Annotated in this window: 18 protein-coding genes; 8 read left to right on the top strand and 10 right to left on the bottom strand. The window is 57.8% G+C overall.

What is annotated here, in order from left to right:
• Positions 1–14: 14 nt before the first annotated feature.
• A complete protein-coding gene (locus WBG04_RS08320; protein WP_424313945.1) occupies positions 15–1667 on the bottom strand; it encodes a GspE/PulE family protein in 1653 nt (550 codons plus the stop codon).
• Between the two features lie 181 nt (positions 1668–1848).
• Positions 1849–2679 (bottom strand): ion transporter, encoded by an 831-nt coding sequence (locus WBG04_RS08315; RefSeq protein ID WP_424313944.1) that lies wholly within the window; start codon positions 2677–2679, stop codon positions 1849–1851.
• A gap of 92 nt (positions 2680–2771) precedes the next feature.
• On the opposite strand from WBG04_RS08315, the gene WBG04_RS08310 reads away from it, so the two are divergent.
• From WBG04_RS08310 to WBG04_RS08300, 3 genes are read left to right on the top strand one after another with little or no spacing between them, the layout of a single operon-like run.
• Complete coding sequence (locus tag WBG04_RS08310; protein ID WP_424313943.1) at positions 2772–6218, top strand: translocation/assembly module TamB domain-containing protein; 3447 nt, start codon at positions 2772–2774, stop codon at positions 6216–6218.
• A complete protein-coding gene (locus tag WBG04_RS08305; RefSeq protein ID WP_424313942.1) occupies positions 6218–8197 on the top strand; it encodes a BamA/OMP85 family outer membrane protein in 1980 nt (659 codons plus the stop codon). Before WBG04_RS08310 ends, WBG04_RS08305 begins: the two co-directional genes overlap by 1 nt.
• 3 nt (positions 8198–8200) lie before the next feature.
• Positions 8201–8863, top strand: coding sequence for a hypothetical protein (locus WBG04_RS08300; protein WP_424313941.1), 663 nt, complete (start codon positions 8201–8203; stop codon positions 8861–8863).
• Here WBG04_RS08300 and WBG04_RS08295 read toward each other — a convergent pair whose 3' ends face one another.
• Both WBG04_RS08295 and WBG04_RS08290 read right to left on the bottom strand, forming a co-directional pair.
• Positions 8864–9487 carry a hypothetical protein gene (locus WBG04_RS08295; protein ID WP_424313940.1) on the bottom strand — a complete coding sequence of 208 codons (624 nt, stop codon included), beginning with the start codon at positions 9485–9487 and terminating at the stop codon, positions 8864–8866. It abuts the gene before it with no gap.
• Between the two features lie 49 nt (positions 9488–9536).
• Entirely contained in the window at positions 9537–9692 is a 156-nt protein-coding gene (locus WBG04_RS08290; RefSeq protein ID WP_424313939.1) for a CPXCG motif-containing cysteine-rich protein, read from the bottom strand.
• 147 nt (positions 9693–9839) lie between these two features.
• Here WBG04_RS08290 and WBG04_RS08285 point away from each other — a divergent pair, with 147 nt between their 5' ends.
• The 4 genes from WBG04_RS08285 (at position 9840) to WBG04_RS08270 (ending at position 13097) form a co-directional block, all read left to right on the top strand.
• Positions 9840–10217 carry a hypothetical protein gene (locus tag WBG04_RS08285; protein ID WP_424313938.1) on the top strand — a complete coding sequence of 126 codons (378 nt, stop codon included), beginning with the start codon at positions 9840–9842 and terminating at the stop codon, positions 10215–10217.
• A 140-nt stretch (positions 10218–10357) separates the two neighbouring features.
• On the top strand, positions 10358–11416 hold the full coding sequence (locus tag WBG04_RS08280) for a peptidylprolyl isomerase (protein WP_424313937.1): 1059 nt from the start codon (positions 10358–10360) through the stop codon (positions 11414–11416).
• Positions 11417–11429: 13 nt separating this feature from the next.
• Positions 11430–12293: a PdxA family dehydrogenase gene (locus WBG04_RS08275; protein WP_424313936.1), complete on the top strand. Its 864-nt coding sequence runs from the start codon at positions 11430–11432 to the stop codon at positions 12291–12293.
• 3 nt (positions 12294–12296) lie between these two features.
• Complete coding sequence (locus tag WBG04_RS08270) at positions 12297–13097, top strand: MBL fold metallo-hydrolase (protein ID WP_424313935.1); 801 nt, start codon at positions 12297–12299, stop codon at positions 13095–13097.
• An 11-nt stretch (positions 13098–13108) separates the two neighbouring features.
• Here the strand turns inward: WBG04_RS08270 and WBG04_RS08265 are convergent, their stop codons facing one another.
• The 4 genes from WBG04_RS08265 to WBG04_RS08250 form a co-directional block, all read right to left on the bottom strand.
• A complete protein-coding gene (locus WBG04_RS08265; RefSeq protein WP_424313934.1) occupies positions 13109–13912 on the bottom strand; it encodes an SDR family NAD(P)-dependent oxidoreductase in 804 nt (267 codons plus the stop codon).
• 21 nt (positions 13913–13933) lie between these two features.
• Complete coding sequence (locus WBG04_RS08260; RefSeq protein ID WP_424313933.1) at positions 13934–14359, bottom strand: DUF6941 family protein; 426 nt, start codon at positions 14357–14359, stop codon at positions 13934–13936.
• Positions 14360–14472: 113 nt separating this feature from the next.
• Positions 14473–16392, bottom strand: coding sequence for a penicillin-binding transpeptidase domain-containing protein (locus tag WBG04_RS08255; protein ID WP_424313932.1), 1920 nt, complete (start codon positions 16390–16392; stop codon positions 14473–14475).
• 157 nt (positions 16393–16549) lie between these two features.
• Complete coding sequence (locus tag WBG04_RS08250) at positions 16550–17170, bottom strand: hypothetical protein (protein WP_424313931.1); 621 nt, start codon at positions 17168–17170, stop codon at positions 16550–16552.
• A gap of 103 nt (positions 17171–17273) precedes the next feature.
• Between WBG04_RS08250 and WBG04_RS08245 the strand changes: the two genes are divergently transcribed.
• The gene (locus tag WBG04_RS08245) at positions 17274–17948 is read left to right on the top strand and encodes an HAD family hydrolase (protein ID WP_424313930.1); all 675 of its coding nucleotides are present in this window, start codon (positions 17274–17276) and stop codon (positions 17946–17948) included.
• Here the strand turns inward: WBG04_RS08245 and WBG04_RS08240 are convergent.
• Together WBG04_RS08240 and WBG04_RS08235 are read right to left on the bottom strand one after the other, a co-directional pair.
• Positions 17935–19224 (bottom strand): type II secretion system F family protein, encoded by a 1290-nt coding sequence (locus WBG04_RS08240; protein WP_424313929.1) that lies wholly within the window; start codon positions 19222–19224, stop codon positions 17935–17937. The genes WBG04_RS08245 and WBG04_RS08240 overlap by 14 nt on opposite strands.
• A 20-nt stretch (positions 19225–19244) precedes the next feature.
• On the bottom strand, positions 19245–20954 hold the full coding sequence (locus WBG04_RS08235; protein ID WP_424313928.1) for a GspE/PulE family protein: 1710 nt from the start codon (positions 20952–20954) through the stop codon (positions 19245–19247).
• Positions 20955–20985: the final 31 nt, after the last annotated feature.

The raw sequence follows: 20985 nt of genomic DNA, 5'->3' as shown, positions 1-20985 counted from the left end.
GGGGCAAAAGTGAATCAATCGGCGTCGGACATGGTGACGTGGAGGACTTCCTCGGCGGAAGTCATTCCGGTCAGCACCTTGCGGATGCCGTCTTCGCGCATTGTGCGCATTCCGAGCTCCCTCGCGCGACGCCTGAGCTCGCTGGAAGTAAGATTCTCGTTCACCATGTGACGAACTTCATCGTCAATTTTGAAGATTTCGAAGATCCCGGCACGGCCCTTGTAGCCGCCGCCGCGGCACTTGTCGCAGCCGACTGGTCCTAAAATATTGCTGCCGGCGATTCGGCTTGGATCGAGGTTAAGGCCACGCATCTGCTTCTCGGTGAGCTCCGCGGGGCCCTTGCAGATCGGGCAAAGCTTACGGACGAGACGCTGGGCGATGATGGCCCGGACGGCCGAGGCGATCAGGAAGCGTTTGACGCCGATGTCGGCCAAACGAGCCACCGCTGATGGCGCATCATTGGTGTGCAGGGTGGAGAGCACCAAGTGACCCGTAAGTGCCGCATTGATCGCGATGTTCGCGGTCTCCGCATCTCGAATCTCTCCGATCATGATGATGTTCGGTGCCTGACGAAGCATCGACCGAAGGGCGGCGGCGAAGGTCATCCCCACGTCGGCCCTGACCATCACCTGGTTGATGCCGGGCAGTTCATACTCAACCGGGTCCTCTACTGTGATGATCTTGCGATCCGGGCGGTTGATGACGTTGAGACAGGCATAGAGCGTCGTCGTCTTACCGGAACCGGTCGGGCCGGTCACCAGAATGATGCCGTCCGGCAAACCAATCAGCTCTTCGAAGGTCTGTTGGTCATCGGAAAGGAAACCGAGCTCGGGAAGACCAAGCACCAGGGCCGTCTTGTCGAGAATACGCATGACGATCGACTCGCCATGATTCGAAGGGACCGAGGAAACCCGGAGATCGATCTCCTTGACGCCAGCCTTCACCTGAATCCGACCATCCTGAGGAAGGCGTTTCTCGGCGATCGACATGGATCCACTCATCACCTTCAAACGTGCAATGATCGCAGGAAGAAGCTTTTTCGGGTGGTTCGCCACTTCGATGAGCTTGCCATCGACTCGATAGCGGATGCGGACCGAGGTCTCTAGCGGCTCAATGTGAATGTCGGAACATCCCATCTTCATGGCGTCGGCCAACATGCCCTGAACCAATCGAATGATCGGCGCGTCATTGTCTCCGGTTTCGACATCCTCCCCCCCCGTGACATCCATGCCGCCGGTATCTTCACCCAGTCCATAGAACTGCTGGAGGTGCTCCGTAATCTCTCCATGCGGCGCACAGACGAAGTTCAGTTCCCGGGCCAGCACCGCCGGAAGGCTGTCCATGGCCTCGAAATCAAAGGGGTCGGCGACCGCGATCGTCAGGTAAATCCCGTCATCGGAGATCGGGATCACCTTGTAGCGTGAGGCGATGTCGTTGGGAATCGTGTCGGCGACCGAGGGATCCGGAGGGGTTTGTCCCAGATCGATCGCCTCGATTCCCGCATTCGTTGCGAGCACGGAGGCGATGGTCGCCTCGGTGAGTTCCGTTTGGGCAACCAGGGACTCGATCACCGAACCTCCGCCACTACGGGCTTGGTCCAGTTGCTCCTGAGTCGTGGCACCTGCCTCTACAAGCAGGTCGGCAAGATAATCTTCGTTCGAGAACACGGGTCTTTCGGGCCTTTGGAAAAGTAACGTTTTGTCCGGTAGCACACGCGTTGCGCTCCCGGCAGTGTCGAACAGTGGTCAAGGGACTCCCTGTTTGTCAACTAGCCGCAAGGCCCAATGCACCTGCTTTTGTGTCACCTAGGACATGGTATGGACATCAGGACGACAATTGCACCTTGGTTCAGTCCAATTTCCCGCCGCAGCGACGGCAAAACCGGGCATCGGGCAAATGGCCATGAACTCCGCAGGACGGACAGGCCTCGGAAGTCGGATTCCCGGCGCTGGCACCGATGATCTCGGCGGTCACAATGCCGGTCGGCACCGCCAGAATGGCGTATCCCGTCAGCACCAGGGCCGAGGTAAGCAGCTGCCCCAGAGGGGTTACAGGGGTGATGTCCCCAAATCCAAGGGTCGTCACGGTAACGATCGCCCAATAGACGCTGATCGGGATGCTGGTGAATCCCTGCCGCTCTCCATCGACCCAATGAGTCCCTTCGACCATGTACATCAGGGTGCCGCTAATGAGGGTAATCGTTAAGACCACGGTGAAAAACACGGTAATCTTGGCCCGGCTTGAATAGAGGGCACGCATCAGCATGTCCGCACCGGCGATATGCCGGGCCATCTTGAGCACCCGGAAGATTCTCAGAAGTCGCAATACCCTGATCACCATGAGGGCATGGCCGCCGGCAACGAAAAGTCCGATGTAGCTGGGAAGCACCGAAATCAAGTCGACCACACCGAAGAAGGAGCGCGCATAGCGCAATGGCTTTCTCGACGTCCACAACCTGAGGCCATACTCAATCGTGAAGATGCTGGTGAAGACCCATTCGACCGCATACAAAAAATCCCCCCACACCGCGTGGATCTCCTGGACGCTCTCAAGCATGACCGCAATCACGCTCAGCGAGATGCACCAAAGCAGGGTGACATCGAAGAAACGACCGGCCGGTGTCTCCGCCTCAAAAATGATTTCACGCAATCTCTCGCGCTGTGCACTCCATTTTGCCATCGCCTCAAAGTGCCTAAACTCGGAAAAATTCACAAGCCTTGCCAATCCATGGGTTGCCGATCTGAATCCCGCTGTCCATAATTCGGGAGTCGATGGAGGAGGAAGAAAAAGAAGAGCCGCAGAAGGCCAGCAAGCAGGCGCGTCCCCGCTGGCGGAAAAAGCGCTGGCAGATTCTCGTTTTCCTCCTCGCCTTTCTTGTCTGGCTCGACGGTCCGGGCTGGCGCTGGATTGGCGAAAAGGCGGCCCGACATTTCCTGCCCGGCCTCGGCGAAAACTTCGAGCTTCAAGGTCGCCTGACGGGTGGTGACATCAAGGTCTCGCGTTTCAATCTGGGCGACATGGGGGCGATGGAGGTCGTCGCGCTCGATCAGGTATCGCTGAACTACAAGCTCAGCGAACTCATCAAGGGCAACATCCAGAGCCTCAATTTGCAGGGGCTGCATGTTGAGGTGGACCTCGCGAAGTCGCCGGAAAAGGAGCAGAAAAAAGACGAAGAAGAAAGCGATCTCGGCACCCTTCTCTGCGATCTCAGGCAACGCATCCTTCCGGTTGAAATCGAAATCCGAGATGTGAGCGCAAGGATCCATCGCGATGGCGAAGAGCTTTTCCAGATCGAACCGACCGCTCTGATTCACGCCGCAGGAACTCCCGAGATCACGCTGGACCTCGGAACCATGACCATTCTCGGCGACCGCAAGGTCGAGGCCCAGACCTCGACGATCACTTGGCAAGAGGAGTCACTCAGCCTCTCATCTCTCGAAGTCATGCCGGCACTGGCGATCCGTGAGCTTGTCGCACGAATCCCCGCCAATGAATCGATGACCTTTGCCACGGGACTTATCGTAGATGGAGTCCGCTTCAATGCAAAGACCGACCTGTCCACGGCGAGCCTCGTTCAGGAGGATACGCCATTGGTTATCCATCAAGTCGCCGAGAAGCTTGGTTTTCCCATCCCTGCTGAGGCGACGCTGAACTCGCTGAAGATCGAAGCCCGCGGGCTTGAGGGCGGACTGGAGACCTTGGAAGCCGACCTTCAACTCAGTGCCAGTGCGATCGACTTCGACGCATGGACTTCCAGCAGGATCTCGCTGGCCGCAAAACTTGAAGGCGATCAACTGAAAGCGGTCATCAATGGTGAGGCTCTCGGCTCCCCTCTTGAGATCAATGCCGACGTGAACATCGACCGCGAGGCCGACATGATGCCAGAAACGGCGGTCCTCGACTTTTCGATTCCCGAACTTGAAAAGCCTCTAACAATCGTGCGTGACCGCTTCACGCCTTCCGACGAACCCGTCGCTCCCCCTGCCGCCGTTTTCAAGGGCTCGGCCGAATTGACTTTCGATGACGGGAAGCCGGACCGTGCCGATGCGAAGCTTTCAATCATCTCCAGCGAAGAGGCCCCGCCGATCAGTATCGACGCGCAATGGCAGAACGAAGGCAAGGCCGGCGCCACGGTGATGATTCCGGGTGTCAATCTGGACGGCGAGTTTTCACCTGACCAGATGACCTACAGCGGCAAGGCAGAGATCAGGGAATTCGCGCCCGACTCTCTAACAGACTGGCTCGATCCCTTTGGCGTCACACTGCCGGCAGGGATGAAGACCAGCTTGAATTGGACGGGTGGCGGCGACCTTGAGGAAAAAACCCACCAGGGAAATCTGGATCTCACCTCCTTCGAATGGCAGCGCCTGCCGGAAGAGCAGCCGATCAAGGCATTTGCAACGGCGAGCTATGACTGGCCCAAAAAGCTGGAGCTCACACCGCTCAACGTTCAGCAAGCAGCCCAGAAAATCGAAGGCGATGTCAGGCTGGAAAACCAGGAACTCGAGCTTCGCAAACTCGCATGGTCGGACGGCGAAGATACGCTCCTGAACGGAACCGCGAAGATTCCGGTCCCGGAAGATTTTTCCGACTGGAAGGCGCTTCTTCGAGAGACGCGACCAATTGCCGTCGATATCGAGAGCACCGAACTCGCCCTCACCAAGCTGCACCCATATCTCCCGGAGGAAACCCGCTTTCGTGACGACAGTCGTGCCAAACTCTCACTCAAGCTTTCGGGCAGCATGGCGAAGCCCGTCCTGGATACCAAGCTCACCGCCGAGAATGTCGGGATCCTTTCCCAGCCCGACGTTCCGCTCATTGCGATTGATCTGAACGCCATTGGTCGCGAAGAAACACTCAAACTCGAGGGCGACATCACCAGCCCCGACTACCCCCCTGTCAGGATCGATGCCATTACCAACTGGGATCCCGACCTTTGGGCGGAAAACCCCGAGGTGATCAAGAAGGCCAAGCTCGATGCTTCCGCAAAAATTGCCGACTTCGATCTCAAACTGCTTTCAAAGTTCGTTCCGGACGCACGCAAACTGCAAGGCCTTGTCGATCTTGATGTTGAAGTGGGCGGCACGGTCGGCGAGCCGGAACCAATGGGAACCGTCACTCTGAGTGGCGGGGCATTCGAAATGCGCGACCCCACGATTCCTCGAATCAAGGACGGTCAGATCAAGATCGTTGCCAGCCCCCAAAAGGTGACGATCGAAAACTTCACCGCGGAGCTTTCGGGAGGAACCCTCGACATTGGAGGCTCCCTCGATCTGGTGGATGGCAAACCCTCACAAATCGACATCACGATCAATGGTGCTGAACTTCCTGCGCGGCGTGATGACTCCATGATTGTCCGCCTCAATACCAATCTCAGGATCAGCGGTCCTTGGGAGCAGGCCACGCTCGGCGGGCAGATCGAAGTGGTCGACAGCCTCTTCTACAAGGACATCGAAATCCTCCCGATCGGCGTTCCGTTCAATCAACCCTCGGAACCCTCGCTTCCTGCCTTCGATGCTCCCGAGGCAACGACTCCGACCGCCGCCGTGCCGGAACCCTTCAGGAACTGGTCGCTCGATCTCCGACTTCTCGCCAAGGATCCGTTCCTGATTCGTGGCAACCTGGCCAGCGGCCGCGTCTTCATGGACGTGGCGGTCAAAGGAACGGTCGGTGAGCCGAGACCTTCAGGAAAGGCAACCCTTTTCAAGGTGGAGGCCAAGCTTCCCTTCAGCACCTTGAAAATCGCCAAAGGCGAGATCACTTTTCGCCCCGACAACCCATTCGATCCGGTGCTGAATATCCGTGGAGAAGCAAGTGTCCGCCCCTACGAACTGAAAGTCTACATCTACGGGCCGGTTTCAAATCCGAAAGTACTTCCCACATCCAATCCTCCTCTGCCCGAGACCGAGATCATGACCTTGGTCGCCACCGGAACGACGACCAGTGGCTTCGCGGATCCGGAAGCAGCCACCGCCCGCGCCGCACAGCTCTTGTTCGAAGAAATCCGCAACGGCCGTGTGAAGTATCTCAACCGCTTGGGCCCCGTATTGAAACTCATCGAAAAGGTCGATTTCCAAGTCGGCGAGAAAGATCCCTACACCAGCACAAAATACAATTCCGCCACCTTCAATCTCGATGACAACTGGCTCGTCAGGGCCGGCATCAGTGAAGAGGGGAATACCCGCAGCACCTTGATTTACCTCTTCCGTTTCCGCTGATGCGCGCTTCCCTGACCGTCTCGGCCATGATTGCCACTCTGCTTCCGATCTTCGGCGAGACAGAGATCCAAATCATTGGCATGCAGTCCCTTTCTGAAAGTGACATCGAGCGCTTGATCGGAGGGCGGTTCGATTACATTCGGAGCCAGCCGGCATCGCGCGCTCGAACCGCTGACAGCGCCTTCATGGTCGAGCAGTTGTTTCGCAAAAATGGCTACAACGACGCTGAAGTCAGTTGGAAGATTCTCTCCAGCAACTTGATCCGATTGAGGATCGACGAGGGCCCACGCGAAACGCTCGGAACGGTGACGATCGAGGGACTCGAAGACCCCGAGCAGGCGAACAAGCTCGAGAGCCTCTTTCGTCTCAATCCATCGAAGCGGAACATTTCCACATCGACCGAGCCTCCCCTTCGCCAATCGGATTTCGAAGACGGACTGGGCCTGATGGAAAGCGAGCTCAATAGCAACGGTTACTGGAAGCCGACGCTGGAAATCACCGAACAGCAAAAGAATCCCGAGACCGGCCATACGGATGTCGTCATCAAGGTCAATCCCGGCACTCTCTTCACGATCAGCAATCCCCGCTTCAGCAACGAGCAGTCCGCTGGTCTCGACGAAAGGGTTGCGCCCTATGTCGGACGCCCGGCGAATACTACCAACATCAATGAACTCAGGCTGCGCGTGACTGAATACTACCGCAGCCAGGGCTTCGTCAATGCGACCGTCAGGATGGAGGTCGAGATCGGCTCGGAAGAAGTGTTCCCGAGGTTCAACATCGTCGAAGGCAAACGTTTCCGGCTCGGCGAGGTCACCTTCAATGGTTTGGAGAAGACCAAGCCTGAACGGATTCGGGGCCGTATCGAACCACTGCGCAATGCCTACCTCGACGGCAACAAAGTGGACACGAGGATCCGGCAACTCATCGCAACAGGTGCCTTCTCTTCCCTGAGAATCGAAACCAAAGAACGGGAAGGCGACATCATGGATGCCACCTTGCAATTCGAAGAGGCTGATGCACGGGGAATATCCCTGACCGGTGGGTTCGGCACCTACGAGGGGGCCATCATCGGTGCCAGCTACTACGACCGCAACTTTGGCGGCATGCTCAGGAACTTTTCCGCCGGAGGGGAGATCTCTCAACGTTCGCTGCTGGGTGAGATCTCGTTGACTGATCCCTGGCTGTGGGGAACGGACATCCGCGGCAATGCCCGCCTCTTCTCGCTCAGCCGCAACAACGAAGGATACGACAACTGGACGTCGGGAATTGAAGGCTCGCTTGGCTACAGTTTCACGGAGAACTCGACATCCACGATGATCCTGGGGCTTAGCACAGCGAGAACGACCTCGGACGGTCTTCCCGTCAACCAACTCGGAGAGACCGACTACCAACATGCTTACCTGGGAGTCACCCATCGGATCGATTTTCGTGACAGTCCGATCCTGCCAACCGAAGGATGGCATTTTGAGATCCCCCTCTTCACAGGTTCAGCGGTTGGTGATGACAGCACGACCTACGTCAGAAGTGGTTTTGAAAGTTCCTACTATCAGCCTCTCGGCGATGCCGGCCAGTTGGCATTCGGAGCTCGTGCGAACTTCATTGTCCCATCGGGAAACCAGCTCCCGATCGACCTTCGACTTTTCAATGGAGGCCCGCGGAGTGTGCGTAGCTACGCCGAGCGCGAACTCGGTCCAAAAGATCGGGGCTATCCCATTGGCGGCGAAGCTTCATGGGTAACGAACATCGAATACATCCGTTCCGTCACGGGTCCGCTGAAGGGAGTCGTCTTCATCGACGCCGGCGGTTTGTCGTCTGACTGGGAAGATTTCGGAATGAACAAAATCAATGTGGCCCTTGGCCTTGGAATCCGCTTAGATCTGCCCATCGGCCCAGTGCGACTCGAGTATGGCCACAATATGACCCAGGACCCTGGCGAACCCAGCGGGGCTTGGCACTTTGCCATCGGCAATGCTTTCTAATTCATGCGAGTTTTCATCCCCACCTGTGAAACGGCTGTCTGCACCGTGCCCGAATGGCATCGGGCCGACATGAAGGGCAACGAGGAACAGATCACCTCTGCAGAGGGTTGGTCACCCGGCGCTCTCAATCTCGCCCAAGGCGTGGCCTCCAAGCTCCATGCTCAACTCCTTCATGCCGATGTCAGCCGTCTGCTTGTCGACCTCTCAAAGCACCCGGAAGACGATACCCGCTGGAGCCGATTCGCGATGAAGCTCACGCCGGAGCAGCGACAGCGCCTCGATGAGCGCCAGAAACGATATTATCTGGATACCTTCACCCAGCGCGCCGCCGACGCTCTCAGGCGCAAGGACGAGGTCATCCACATCTCTTTTGACACTCGACAGAACCTTGGCGAGGTCGGCCTCCTTTTCAGCTACGATAGTCGTCGCAACTCCGAAGCGGATTGGGTCCGGGAGTGGACTCGTGCGATTCATCTGAAAATTCCGGATCTGATTATCCGCGAAGAAAGCTCTCCGACACGCAGCCTTGCCGGCTTCATGCGCGAACGATTTCCCGCGGGTTTTTCGTCAATCCAGTTGATTGCCAACCAAAGCTCTTTCCTTGAGGGCAAACCCATCAAGTGGACGGAGCTGAAGAAGGTCCTGACGAACACCGTTCCCCGGTGATCAATCGCTTCGCCCGAGCATGCTGCGGGTGTCATCGATGGTCAGCCCCCGCTGTTCCCGCCAGTCCCTGATCTCAGGCTGACGGTAAGACTCCCTGCGCGCATCAGTTTTGGCGTCTGAGACTTTGGAAATGTTGGCGTTCCCCGCTTCGCGAGCCGCTCCGGTCACTTGCTGGGTGGTTGCGTAGCGGCTGCCAGACTGCGCGGAAGTCAGCCCACCTTCCGGTGCCCCTTGAGAATCAAAGCGTGAGCCTTGTTGGAAACGACTGCCGTCGGTATTTCCTCCATAGACCTGCTTGGCGTAGTCCTTGCTGCCCCAGAATGATTTCTTCGTGTAGTCCTTGGCGGCAAATTCCCGCTTGGCCAGTTCTCCCTCAAAAAAGCGGTTCTCTCCTACTGCCGACTCTTCGGCCGGCTTGTCGCCACCATTCTGCATCATCGGATTCGTCTTGGCGTAACGGCCAATCATCTTGTCCGAATCGTCATCAAAGAGTTCGCCACTCTTTTGCTCGAAGCCGTTTCGCGGAGGCGGTGTCGCGGACTCCGCCACCCCGTCTTCGCTGCCACAGGAACTGAGGAGTGAAGCGAGAAAAAGAAGCACGAAACCCTGGAAACAGCGAAGCATCGGGCGGTGGTATGACAGCTTTGCACGCTCACCGCAATACGGAAACGGTCTAATCACCAAGGCCCTTCGCCCAGCCGCCATCGGAATCGAAGACGATCAGCATCGGCCGACAGCAAATCTCGCAATCGTAGTCGATTTCGGTGGGCAGTTCGTCCGGTCCCGGCATGGCGACTTCAAACCACTCAAAACAGGTGGGACATTGCACGGATACAGTTTCCAAAGTGGCGGCGTGAGACTTTCTAGCCGGGGTATAGCCGTGTCCTCAATATTTTACCATGCAAACTGAACGTGCTAGTAGTTGACTCGCGTCAGTACTTTTACGAAACTCCGCGCAACCAACCACATAAGTCCCATGAAGAACTACCACTACGCCCTGCTCGCCATCCTGCCTTTCGCCTTTACCGCCTGTTCCGAGTCGCAAAAAGCTGACGCTGAAAAGAAAATGGACGAGGCTGCCGAAAAGACCGAGGAAATGGCGGAGAGCGCCAAGGAAGGCATGAGCGATGCCGCTGAGGCCACCAAGAAAGCCGCAGGTGATGCGGTCGAAGCCACCAAGGAAGCGACCGGAGATGCAGTCGATGCTACCAAGGATGCCGCAAGCGACGCGGTCGATGCTACCAAAAAGGCGGCTGAAGACGCCGAGAAGGCTGTGAAAGATGCGGCTGACGCCGCTGCCGAGAAGGCAGCCGACGGCCTCGAAAAGGCTGCAGACGCCGTCCGTCCGGAATAGGTTTCCCTCGAATTGACTATCCCACCCCTGTGCCGCAGCGACGGCACGGGGGTTTTTCTTGCACCCGCATCGGAATCGCCGATTTTCGCCGCTTGCAATCGATCGTCCTGCGTTGAACATCCATCCAGACCCTGTCGCCAATGAAAAGCTCTTGGATTCTTTCCCTCCTCCTTCCGACCGCCCTTCTCGCTCAAGAGCCTGAAATCCCATCCGCCATCGCGATCAGCGAAGCGGAAACCGGCACTCCATCGGCGATTCCATCCGGCATGGTGGAGGTGAACCGAATCGCCGCCACGGTGAACGGTCTGCCCATCACCGCAAAAGAAGTCGGAGTCATGCTTTCGCCCGTCATCGGACAGCTAATGGCCGAGTTTCCACGTCGTGGGCCTGAGTTTGATCGTCGCCTCAATGAGTCGCGGGACCAGATTCTTGACGAGCTCATTGACCGGCAGTTGATCATGGCTGAATTCAAGAAGATGGAGGCCAAGGGAGCCAATCTTCCTGATCGTGTTGTGGATCAGGAAATCGATCGTCAGATCCAAACCCTCTACAACGGCGATAGCGCCAAGTTCCGTGAGGAACTCTCCAAAGCTCAAATGGGGATGGGCAGCTATCGCAACATGACTCGCGAGAAGCTCATCGTCCAAGCCATGCGTGGCGAGAAGTTCAAGGACGCGCCTCCACCACTTCCGGGTGAGGTCAGCAAAGAGTATGCCGAGTCCAAGGATTCCTTGCGTGACACCTCCAAGGACTCGATCACTTACCGGAAGATTTTCCTGCCCCGTCTCGACCCCGCCAACCCACTGGCCACACCGGAAACCCAACTCACCCTGGCCGAGACCTTGGCAGACGAGATCCGCAATGGAGCGGACTTCGGAGAGCTGGCGGTGAAGCACTCCAAGGACGCCTTCGCTGATAACGGTGGATTGCAGGAAAACGTCCCGCGGCCTGATTTGTCACCTGAGTTTGCCGCCATTCTTTTCGATGCTGAACCCGGCAAGATCCTCGGTCCCCTCGAGGACAGTGCTGGCTTTACCATCGCCGAGGTAGAATCCATCAAGAAAGGTCCGGCACCGCCATTCAACGACGTCAAGAAACTGATGGATGAAAGGGTGCGCGCAAAGAAGACTTCCGCACGCTACGAGGCCTGGATCGAGGACCTCCGGAAGAAGGCCCTGATCGACATCAAGATCAAATAAGCGGCCTTGAAACATGCCCAAGCCTCGCATCCTGATCACTCTGGGAGATCCAGCGGGCATCGGTCCTGAAGTGGTCGATAAAGCCCTCGCATCAGGCAAGCTTCCCTCCGGCTTTGATTTCGAAGTCCTCGGCGACCGTAGTCAGGGAATCCCAGGCAAACCCGACACCGCATCGGCGCAAGAGTCCTTGCGGGCGCTGCTGCTTGCCGGCGAGAGACTGCGCGATGAAAAGGACGTCGCCGCCGTGGTAACAGGTCCCGTCTCAAAGGCTCAGCTTGAATCGGTCGGCTTTCCATTCCCCGGTCAGACCGAGTATTTTGCTGACCTGCTGGGTGCCGAGAGCTACGGCATGTGTCTCTCCGGAGACACTCTAACCGTTGGCTTGGCGAGCATCCATCTTTCGCTTCGTGAGGCAGTGGCCACCCTGAACAAGGAGAGCATCGTTTCGATCGGATGCCTGTTGGCTGGCTTCGTGGAGCGTCGTTTCGGCAGCTCGAGTCAGATCGCCGTTTGTGGCCTCAATCCCCATGCCGGTGAAGGGGGCAAGTTTGGTGACGAGGAATCCCGAATCATCCAGCCTGCCATCGACGAGCTGGCCGCCATCTTCCCCGGTGTCTTCAGTGGCCCCCATGTTCCCGACGCCGTATTCCGTGATGCGGCTGCGGGCCGTTATCAGGCCGTACTGGCGATGTACCATGATCAAGGTCTGATTCCGCTGAAATTGCTGGATTTCGATACCGCCGTGAACATCACGCTCGGTCTGTCCAAGCCCCGGACCAGTCCGGACCACGGAACCGCATTCGACATTGCCGGCAAGGGGAGCGCCCAAGCCGGCTCAATGATTCATGCCATCCGCCTCGCCTGCGAACTCAGCTAAGCCATGTCACTCTACAACACCGTTTCGGATGTCGTCCGCAAGGCCATGATCGGACTGGGGATCAGCCCGGACGAGCTTGCCCGACGAGCAGGGATCACCTCTGACGAACTCTCCTCACTTTTTGCAGAGAACTATTCAAACACCGTCGTCGCTCGCTTGGCACCGATTCTTGATCTCGATGCATCCGCGCTGTGCCGCCTTCCCGAGTATCAACCCGATGTCTCCCCTCCTGATGGCTTGATCCGCCTTTCCCTTCCGTTTGAGGATGAAGAAGTCAACGTCTGGCTCATTGAGTCCGAAGAGACCCGCCTCATCATCGACACCGGATCCGGCCCCGGGGATCTTTTGTCGGAGTTGGAAAAGTCCCGACCGCTGACCAGCCACCTTCTCATTACCCACGGGCATCGCGACCACATCGGAGGCGCTGCCTCGGTGGCTCCGAAAATGGCTTCGATTCACTCACCTGCGGAGCTCACAGGCTGCAAACCAACAGCTGCAGACGAGCAATTTGAGATCGGTCCCTTTTCAGTTCGGACGGTGGACCTCAGCGGGCACCATCCTCGGGCACTCGGTTATTTCATCAATGGGCCCTCGATCCAATTGTTCGCCGTCGGCGATGCCATTTTTGCAGGGTCCATCGGAGGCTGCCCGAATCCCGCCGCCTTCCAACTCGCCAGAAAGACGATTGAAGCCGCGGTCTCCGATCGCGACGCCGACCTTCTTTTGCTGCCAGGACACGGACCGATCACCCGGCTTGGAAGCGAGCGGAAAGGGAATCCCTTCCTCGCGGCGTGGAATTGTTGAAATCCCGAAGCTCAGCGCCGTGGACGGGTGCTCATGGCCAAACGCATCAGCGCGATGGGTATGGCCGAAATAATCACCGCAGCCGCAGCAATCTGCCACCCGGGAAAAACCCTCGCCCGGTTTGACTTGCTCCCCGACAGGGCTTGCGAAACGACCTTGGCAGCATCGACATAGAACAACTCGCGACCCGGAAAGACACTCTCTTGGCGGGCTCCCATCGCGACCTCCCCAAATCCCGTATGAACCGGGCCGGGACACAATGCCGTCACTCCGATCCCGTGCTCAGCTAGTTCGATCCGGAGCGCTTCTGAAAAGCTCGTCACGTAGGCCTTCGTCGCGGCATAGACCGCGAAGTCCGGGATCGGTAGTAGACTCGCGAGCGAACTTACATTGATGATCGAGCCGCCTCCACCTCGCTTCATCAGTGGCAACAATCCATGCGTTAGATGGGTCAGTGCTTCAATATTCAGCTGAAGCATCGATTCCAGTTTCGACCACTCGGCCGACGAAAACTCGCCGTAGTCCCCCATGCCTGCATTGTTGATCAGCAGGTCGGGTCTCAAGCCAGCCGCATCCACCGTCGAGATGAAATGCTCGCGGGCGGTGCCAACCGTTAGGTCAGCGACATGAACCACGACTTCCAACTGCGAATTCCCGCTCCGAAGCTCCGAAGCGAGACGCTCCAAGCGTTCAGCCCGGCGGGCCACCAGGATGATGACGCCGCACTTTGAAGCCAACTGGCGGGCGAATTCCTCGCCAAGCCCGGATGAGGCACCCGTGACCACGGCACAACGGCGGAAGGTCTGGTTACTCATCTCTCAATCGGGCTCTGCTGCTCACTGCTGCGGCTGACCTTCGCCCTCGCCCACTTGAACAATCCTCAGCGGAAGTCTCATTTGAAGTTCGCCATCGCAGCCGATGTCGACAGAGAAAATGCCTGCTGTCGGGAAACGAAGACCTTGCAGATTCATGATCAGGTTTCTTGTCAGGAAAGGCACATTGGGTGGCAGCTGAACTTCGAACTCCGGTTCGATTGGCATGTTCTTTTCGTCAAGCGACTGACCATCCTCATCGATGATGTTGATCGAAAGTTTGTGACGTCCCACGTCTTCCTGTGTGAAGCAAAACCTCAGTGCAAGAGCACAAGACGGATGAACGACAGGAATGGCACGCGCGGCAAGAGTGTCGAAGGCACCTGTCACGACAAGTTTGCCGTTGTAGTCGGCGGCGTGGTCACAGAGTGCTGCAATTTGGATATCCATGAGTTTAAATCGTATTCTTTTTCAGACCGTCACCTGTGACGGGGCGCGCCGTGTTTGAGGTCTGAAGCAGTTCAGGTCCAGCGCCGAAAGCAGAACTTTCGCCAAGCCCGTCCTCACTCCAATTCACCGGGCTCCACAGGAAGGGCGCGCGGCACTCCTTCATCATCGAGCTCAACCGGCAAGGCCGCGGGCACATCGCCCCCGTCCGGAAACATTTCTTCCAGCTCAAGCGGGCTCACGGGAATGGCGCGCAACACCCCTTCCGTGTCTTCCTGAACCTCAAGTTCATCGACCACCACCACCGCCTTCGGCGCCGGGGCAACCATCTCTGAAATCTCATCTTCGAAGCTGTTGAAGAAGGCAGGCACCATCGGACAGGCATTGCGGGAACCGCTGACCTTCTGCCCGGGCCGGCCCTCATAAAGACAAGCGAAGGCCAAGCGCGGCTGGTCATAAGGCAGAAATCCCGCGAACCATGCCACCCCCTGATTTTTTGACTCCGGCCCCCATTGCCCAGTGCCTGTCTTGCCGCATACTTCCGTCCACGAGAGCCCGGCTGATCGTCCTGTGCCTCCAGCGACGACCTCCCGCATTCCTTCCCGGACCGCGTCCAATGCCACCTGATCCACGCCGAGCCAGTTGCGACGTTCGGGCTGCGCGGTCCGAATAACCCGGCCGTAGGTATCCTGAACCTGCATCATCAAATGCAGCTTGGGCAAGGCACCACCATTCGCAATGCCCGCCATCCCCTGAGCGACTTGGAGCGGCGTCGCGAGCACGGCCCCCTGACCAATCGACCAGTTGGCGGCATCACCCTCGGTGATTGGTCGTTGATAGGTCTTTTGAACCCACTCGGCGGTTGGAATCAATCCGTTCTCCTCACCAATGAGTGGCAAGCCCGACGTGGTCCCGTAACCAAGCCGTCGTGCGAGTCCAAGGAACACCCCTGAACCCACTCGATTCCCCACCTGGGCAAACCACGGATTGTTCGACCACTTGATCGCCGGAACCACCGAGAGATCGCCGTAAGGAGAACGCGACCAATTCCACAGTTTGTGCTTCCCGTATGCAATGAAAGCGGGACAGTAGACCGTGGTGTCCGGTGTAATCGTTCCCTCATTCAGCGCCGCCAGAGCGACGATAGGCTTGAACGCGGATGCCGGTGGGTAGGCCCCTTGAAACGCCCGCGCGAAGAGTGGCTTTCCACTATCCTCCCGCAACACATCATAGTCCTTTTGACTAATCCCCGGAATCCACAGATTGAGATCAAACGATGGCTTCGAAGCCATCACCAACACTTCGCCTGTCGCGACATCGATCACCACCATCGCCCCGCGTCGGGCATGCGTATCGAGAACCTTCTCCGCACGTTTCTGCCACCTCAGGTTGAGCGTGGAAACCACGGTGCCTCCAGCCCGCGGACGGCCCTTCTGGTCATGCAAAAGACGATTCCCGTTTTCATCAAAGATCATCTGCAAACTCGCCGGCTTTCCCTTGAGTTCCTCATCGTAGATCTTCTCAAAGCCCGCGCGGCCCTCCCCTTCGATCCACAATGGCTCGAGGTGGTTGATGGGACCCGTCTCCATCTTGCCGACAAGACCGGTATAGCCAATGATATGGGAAGCGACGCTCCCTTCAGGGTAGTAGCGCTGATAGACCGGCTGCAGGATCAGTCCACGCGTCAGCTTCGGCTCGATCTTCTCCCTTTCCTCCTCACTGATGTGGCTGGAAATGTAAAAGGGCAGCCAACGCCGATGGCGGTAGTGCTGAAAGAGCTCCTCATCACTTGGCTCCCGGATCGAAGCCGAGAGCTGCTTGGCCATCTCAACTCGATCGCGACCCCAGGCAATGATCGCCTCTCGATCTTCCTTGGGAAACTGCTCATACTGAACCGCGAGTTGATAAGCCACACGGTTCTGAGCAAAAGGGTTGCCCTCGCGATCGGTAATCTGACCGCGCGGTGCCGGAATCTCCAGTTGGATCGTCCGCGCATTCTTCCGATTGAAGATCGACGCATCATCAGCCGAGGCCACGGATCCGGACAGATCAGAAACAGGACTTGAAGGGGTCGAAACCACTTCCTGAGAAGCCCCCGACGCCAATAGCAGCAGCGAGGAACCGGAAAACAACAGAGCTCGAAGAAGCACGACCACGGCGGAAATTAGACCCCAAATCGCCACTCGGCAACGCTCAATCCCACATCGAATCCTCCCAGTCCTCCGGCTCCGTCCCAATGCTCTTCACAATCTCGACCGGAAGGAAGACCACCTCATCCGCCCGTTTGGTGTCCGGATCCAGCGCAAAGCGAAGGGTTTGCCTGACCGTGGCGTCCCTGCCGACGATGCTGAGGTCGATCCACACGTCCAGCCGGCCATCCTCCTCAGGCTTCACTTTGAGTAATCCCGGGATCTCATAGCGGGCCCGACTCACCCCTGCCTGCCCCTTGAGCGGCCGGAAGGACTTCTCAAAACCGAGGTGCTGACGGGGAAACCACTCATCCCTGCCACTCTTCGAGGTCCGAGTGCGGATCCGATGGACGATCAGTTTCTCTTGCTCTCCAATCTCACCGAGAGCTTCCACCCTCCATCGGAACGGCCCATCAAAGGTGGCGAACCCACCACCAATCACCATCGCAGTAAGCATCATGTTCGGCCCCTTCGTTCCCTCGGGTCGAAACTGGACCTCAACCGTCGCCCCACCGACTTCCACCGCCCCGCTACTCGCGGTGTATGTGTGCTTCTTCGCTCTCACTCCGACGCAATTTGCCAGCAACAAGGTCGAGATGGCAGCAGCGGCGAAGGCAATTTTCATCGGCCATCGAGTAGAGGAACCTCAATGGACCCGCGAGTGCCAAATCGCGTGGGGAGAAAAGTTTCCCGTCGCCAAGTGACGGCCCAGCGCCTAACGACGCCCCATGATTCAAGCCGCCATTTTTGACCTCGACGGCACCCTTGTCGACTCGCTGCCCGGCATTGCCGCCTCCCTGAACCGGGCGCTTGCCAGCCATGGTCACCCACAGCACGAGCTTGATGCCGTGCGCTCGTTTATTGGCAATGGTTCATGGATGCTCTGTCGCCGAGGCGTCCCGGACTCTCTTCCCGATCGCGATGCCGATGCCGTTAATCGAGCTTTCATGAATGACTACCGCGACACCTGGCTGCAGGGCACCGAGCTCTTTCCCGGTGTTGCGGACATGCTGGCCCAACTAAAAAAAGATGGACTGCCTCTCTCCGTTCTTTCCAACAAGCCGCATCCTTTCACCTCAGACATCGTGGCTTCCCTTTTTCAATCCGGGACCTTTGCCGAGGTTTTGGGGCACCGCGAAGGAACGACACCCAAGCCCGATCCCTCCGGCGCTCTTGAGATTGCGAAAGCCATCGGGATCCAACCCGAATCCTTTGCCTTCATCGGCGACTCACTCGTCGATCATGAGACCGCGGAGAACGCTGGAATGCACCCGCTGCTCGTCAGCTGGGGATACCGACCTGTCGCCGAACTAAGCACCGTCCAAGCTCCCCTTCTTCACTCGGTCGAGGAAGTGCTTGAGCATCTCAAACTGACAACGGCTCAAGACCTCAGCGACCGTTGAGGTTCGAGATCGTCTGGAAGATCGCGTTGATCATCAGGTAGGCCATCGTTCCGATCAGGAGCGCCATGATGATCAGAATCGTCGGCATGATCAGCGCCATGATGCGGTTCAAGTCCTTGTTCAACTCCTTGTCATACCTTTCCGCGGCACGTCTGAGGGAGAGATCGATCTTACCCGTCTGCTCACCGACCGAAACCATATCGATCAGAAGCGCCGGAAAATTGCCGGTTCGCACCATGGCTTTCGACAAGGCACGTCCGTCTCCAACCTGATCGATGACGTCGTTCAGCGAGGCCCGAAGCGAGAGATTCTGCGTTGCGTCACGAGAAAGCTCCAAGGCGCGCAGCAAGGTCAGACCATTGCCAACGAGATTCGCCATCGTTTCAAGAAACTGCACGTAGAAGCGGCTCGATATCACCGGACCGATCATCGGCAGCTTCAACTTGACCCGATCCCAGGTCGGACGGTTGGCTTCATTCTCCTTCCATGCCTTGAAAAACAGACCAGCAGCAATCAAGAGAATCAGATACACATACCAATATACTCCCAGGTGATCGCTCACCGATACCAATAATTGGATCGGTCCAGGAAGCTTGCCCCCTGGTGCCGACTCGATCAGCTGCGTGAGCTGTGGAATCAAAATGGTGACAAAAACAACGGATACTCCAACGCCGGCGAAAACCAGGAAAGCCGGATAAATCATCGCCAGAATCAGGCGAGCCTGAAGCTCGGAGAGAGTTTTGAGGTAGTGGGCCTGACGACGGAGAATGGTATCCAAAGCACCCGATGCCTCACCCGCCGCCGCGAGCGAGCAGTAGAGCGGACCAAAACTCGGGCTGACTTTTCGCAGCGCCAGCGAGAAGTTCATGCCATCCCGGACGTGTGTTCGAATTCCCTCAGCGACTTCCTTCAGCGAGCCGAGTTCCTGACGATTCTCCATGGCCTTCAGTGCCGGCTCCAGCTGCAAGCCCGCACCAAGCATGTCGGCCAACTCCTCGGTGAACAACACCACTTCGGCCCGCTTCAACTTCAACTGACCACCATCGGACGAATCCTCTTTCCTAGGCGCCACCGGCTTCGCGACCGGTTTCGGACCTCGTTTGGAATCGCCCTTCTGGGGCTTCGCCGAAACCACTCCTTTCGACTGCGTCAGACTAACAGGCTGAAGACCCCGTCGATCCAACAGACGAAGCGCTTCCCCGCGATCCCCCGCATCCACCTGACCGGTCTGAACCGCCCCAGTGGCACTCAAAGCTTTATAGGCAAAAACCGGCATGATCGTAGTCAGGTTGCAAATCAGGCACCACCAGCGTCGGTCGCCGTCACGGAGATGACCTCTTCGATCGTTGTGAGTCCCTGCATCACTTTATACCACCCATACCCGCGCATGGGCACATAACCATCCTGAACCGCTCGTGCCCGGATCTCCGGAGAGTTCGCTCCATGAGCGATCATTTCCTGCATTTCGCCACCGATTACGGCGACTTCATAAATGGCAAGTCGGCCGGAAAACCCCGTATTTCGGCAGCGGTCGCAACCCACCGCATCATAGGCCTGCCCCTCGAGATTCATGGGGATGAGCAAATCCCGGCGGTCCTTGTCGCTGACATCGCGTGGCTTTTTGCAATGATCACAAAGTCGCCGCACCAATCGCTGACCCAAGAACGCACGCACGGCCGCCGAGACGAGGAAAGGCTCCACCCCCATGTCGGTCAAACGGCTGATCCCACCGAGCGCATCATTGGTGTGCAGAGTCGAGAACACCAAGTGACCTGTTAGGGACGCACGGATGGCGATCTCGGCCGTTTCAAGGTCACGAATTTCCCCGATCATCACGATATTCGGGTCCGCCCGGAGAATCGATCGGAGGCCGGTCGCAAAGGTCAGACCGATGTCCGATTTGACTGCAATCTGCATCACTCCCGGTAGTTTGTTTTCCACCGGGTCCTCGATCGTCACGATCCGTTGGTCGGGCCGGTTGATCTCGCTGAGGAAAGAGTAGAGGCTCGTCGACTTGCCCGAACCCGTCGGTCCGGTAATCAGGATGATCCCGTTGGGCAAATGGAGCAGGCTGCGGATCTTGTCGCGGACGAAGGGCTCCATCCCGAGCTTTTCGACGTTGAACTTCTGCTGGTTGAGAAGACGCAGAGAAACGCTCTCCCCTTCCACGGTCGGCACGGTGGCGACACGCACGTCGATGGTTTGCCCCTCGAACTGAAGGTTGATCCGGCCATCCTGAGGCAAGCGGCGCTCGGCAATGTCGAGCCGCGACATGATCTTCAAACGGGCGATCACCGAACTTTGCAAGGCCTTGATGTTTTCGGGAACCGTGACCTCGATCAACTGACCATCAACCCGGTAGCGGATTCGCAGATTGTCCGAGAGGGGCTCGACGTGAATATCCGTCGCATTCTGATCGAGCGACTCGCGAATGATCTGGTTCACGAACTTGACCACGCTGGCCTCCTCATCGTCATCGGCGTCAATGACGTTGGCTTCGTCGGACGCCTCGATGTTCGAATAGTCCATGTCACGCCCTTCGAGGATCTGCTCGAAAGTATCCGCTCCCACCCCGTAGAGTCTCCGCAGGGCTTCGTGGATCCGACGGCGCGAGGCCATGCACCACTCCACGGGAATATCGATTTCCTGGGCGACTGCTTGGCGAGCGACGAGATTGAAAGGATCGAAGGTTGCCAGCCTCAGGCAGGGATTTTCCTCATCGCCGGTGATTTCGACGGGAAGCAAGCGATGGCGCAGGGCGACTCGAGGCCCGCAGGCTTCGCGCAAGGGCAGCGGTGCATCCGGGGCGGGAATCGAATCGAGCCACTCCATCCCGAGCTCGGCGGCCAGTTCGCGCATGTAGGGCTCCTCATCAACGATCCCCGCATCAAGCAGTTCATCGATGGGTGAGCGTTGCCTGAGAGCCGCAGTTTCCAGCAACTCTTCAAGCTTTTCAAGTTCCTGGCATCCGCTCCGGCGGGCGGGATCGATCAAAAGTTCCGTCATTCAGCAGGCGTGTTCTCCCGTAAAACCGCCA

The organism is Haloferula sp., assembly GCF_049672945.1.
Classification (GTDB): domain Bacteria; phylum Verrucomicrobiota; class Verrucomicrobiia; order Verrucomicrobiales; family Akkermansiaceae; genus Haloferula.
This window is presented reverse-complemented; position numbering and strand designations above follow the sequence as displayed.

Excerpts from the sequence above, each read along its gene's own strand:
- WBG04_RS08275 (WP_424313936.1), top strand. The coding sequence starts at position 11,430 with ATGCCCAAGCCTCGCATCCTGATCACTCTGGGAGATCCAGCGGGCATC.
- WBG04_RS08305 (WP_424313942.1), top strand. The coding sequence starts at position 6,218 with ATGCGCGCTTCCCTGACCGTCTCGGCCATGATTGCCACTCTGCTTCCG.
- WBG04_RS08260 (WP_424313933.1), bottom strand. The coding sequence starts at position 14,359 with ATGGATATCCAAATTGCAGCACTCTGTGACCACGCCGCCGACTACAAC.
- WBG04_RS08235 (WP_424313928.1), bottom strand. The coding sequence starts at position 20,954 with ATGACGGAACTTTTGATCGATCCCGCCCGCCGGAGCGGATGCCAGGAA.
- WBG04_RS08310 (WP_424313943.1), top strand. The coding sequence starts at position 2,772 with ATGGAGGAGGAAGAAAAAGAAGAGCCGCAGAAGGCCAGCAAGCAGGCG.
- WBG04_RS08270 (WP_424313935.1), top strand. The coding sequence starts at position 12,297 with ATGTCACTCTACAACACCGTTTCGGATGTCGTCCGCAAGGCCATGATC.
- WBG04_RS08245 (WP_424313930.1), top strand. The coding sequence starts at position 17,274 with ATGATTCAAGCCGCCATTTTTGACCTCGACGGCACCCTTGTCGACTCG.
- WBG04_RS08295 (WP_424313940.1), bottom strand. The coding sequence starts at position 9,487 with ATGCTTCGCTGTTTCCAGGGTTTCGTGCTTCTTTTTCTCGCTTCACTC.
- WBG04_RS08265 (WP_424313934.1), bottom strand. The coding sequence starts at position 13,912 with ATGAGTAACCAGACCTTCCGCCGTTGTGCCGTGGTCACGGGTGCCTCA.
- WBG04_RS08280 (WP_424313937.1), top strand. The coding sequence starts at position 10,358 with ATGAAAAGCTCTTGGATTCTTTCCCTCCTCCTTCCGACCGCCCTTCTC.
- WBG04_RS08300 (WP_424313941.1), top strand. The coding sequence starts at position 8,201 with ATGCGAGTTTTCATCCCCACCTGTGAAACGGCTGTCTGCACCGTGCCC.
- WBG04_RS08250 (WP_424313931.1), bottom strand. The coding sequence starts at position 17,170 with ATGAAAATTGCCTTCGCCGCTGCTGCCATCTCGACCTTGTTGCTGGCA.
- WBG04_RS08285 (WP_424313938.1), top strand. The coding sequence starts at position 9,840 with ATGAAGAACTACCACTACGCCCTGCTCGCCATCCTGCCTTTCGCCTTT.
- WBG04_RS08315 (WP_424313944.1), bottom strand. The coding sequence starts at position 2,679 with ATGGCAAAATGGAGTGCACAGCGCGAGAGATTGCGTGAAATCATTTTT.
- WBG04_RS08240 (WP_424313929.1), bottom strand. The coding sequence starts at position 19,224 with ATGCCGGTTTTTGCCTATAAAGCTTTGAGTGCCACTGGGGCGGTTCAG.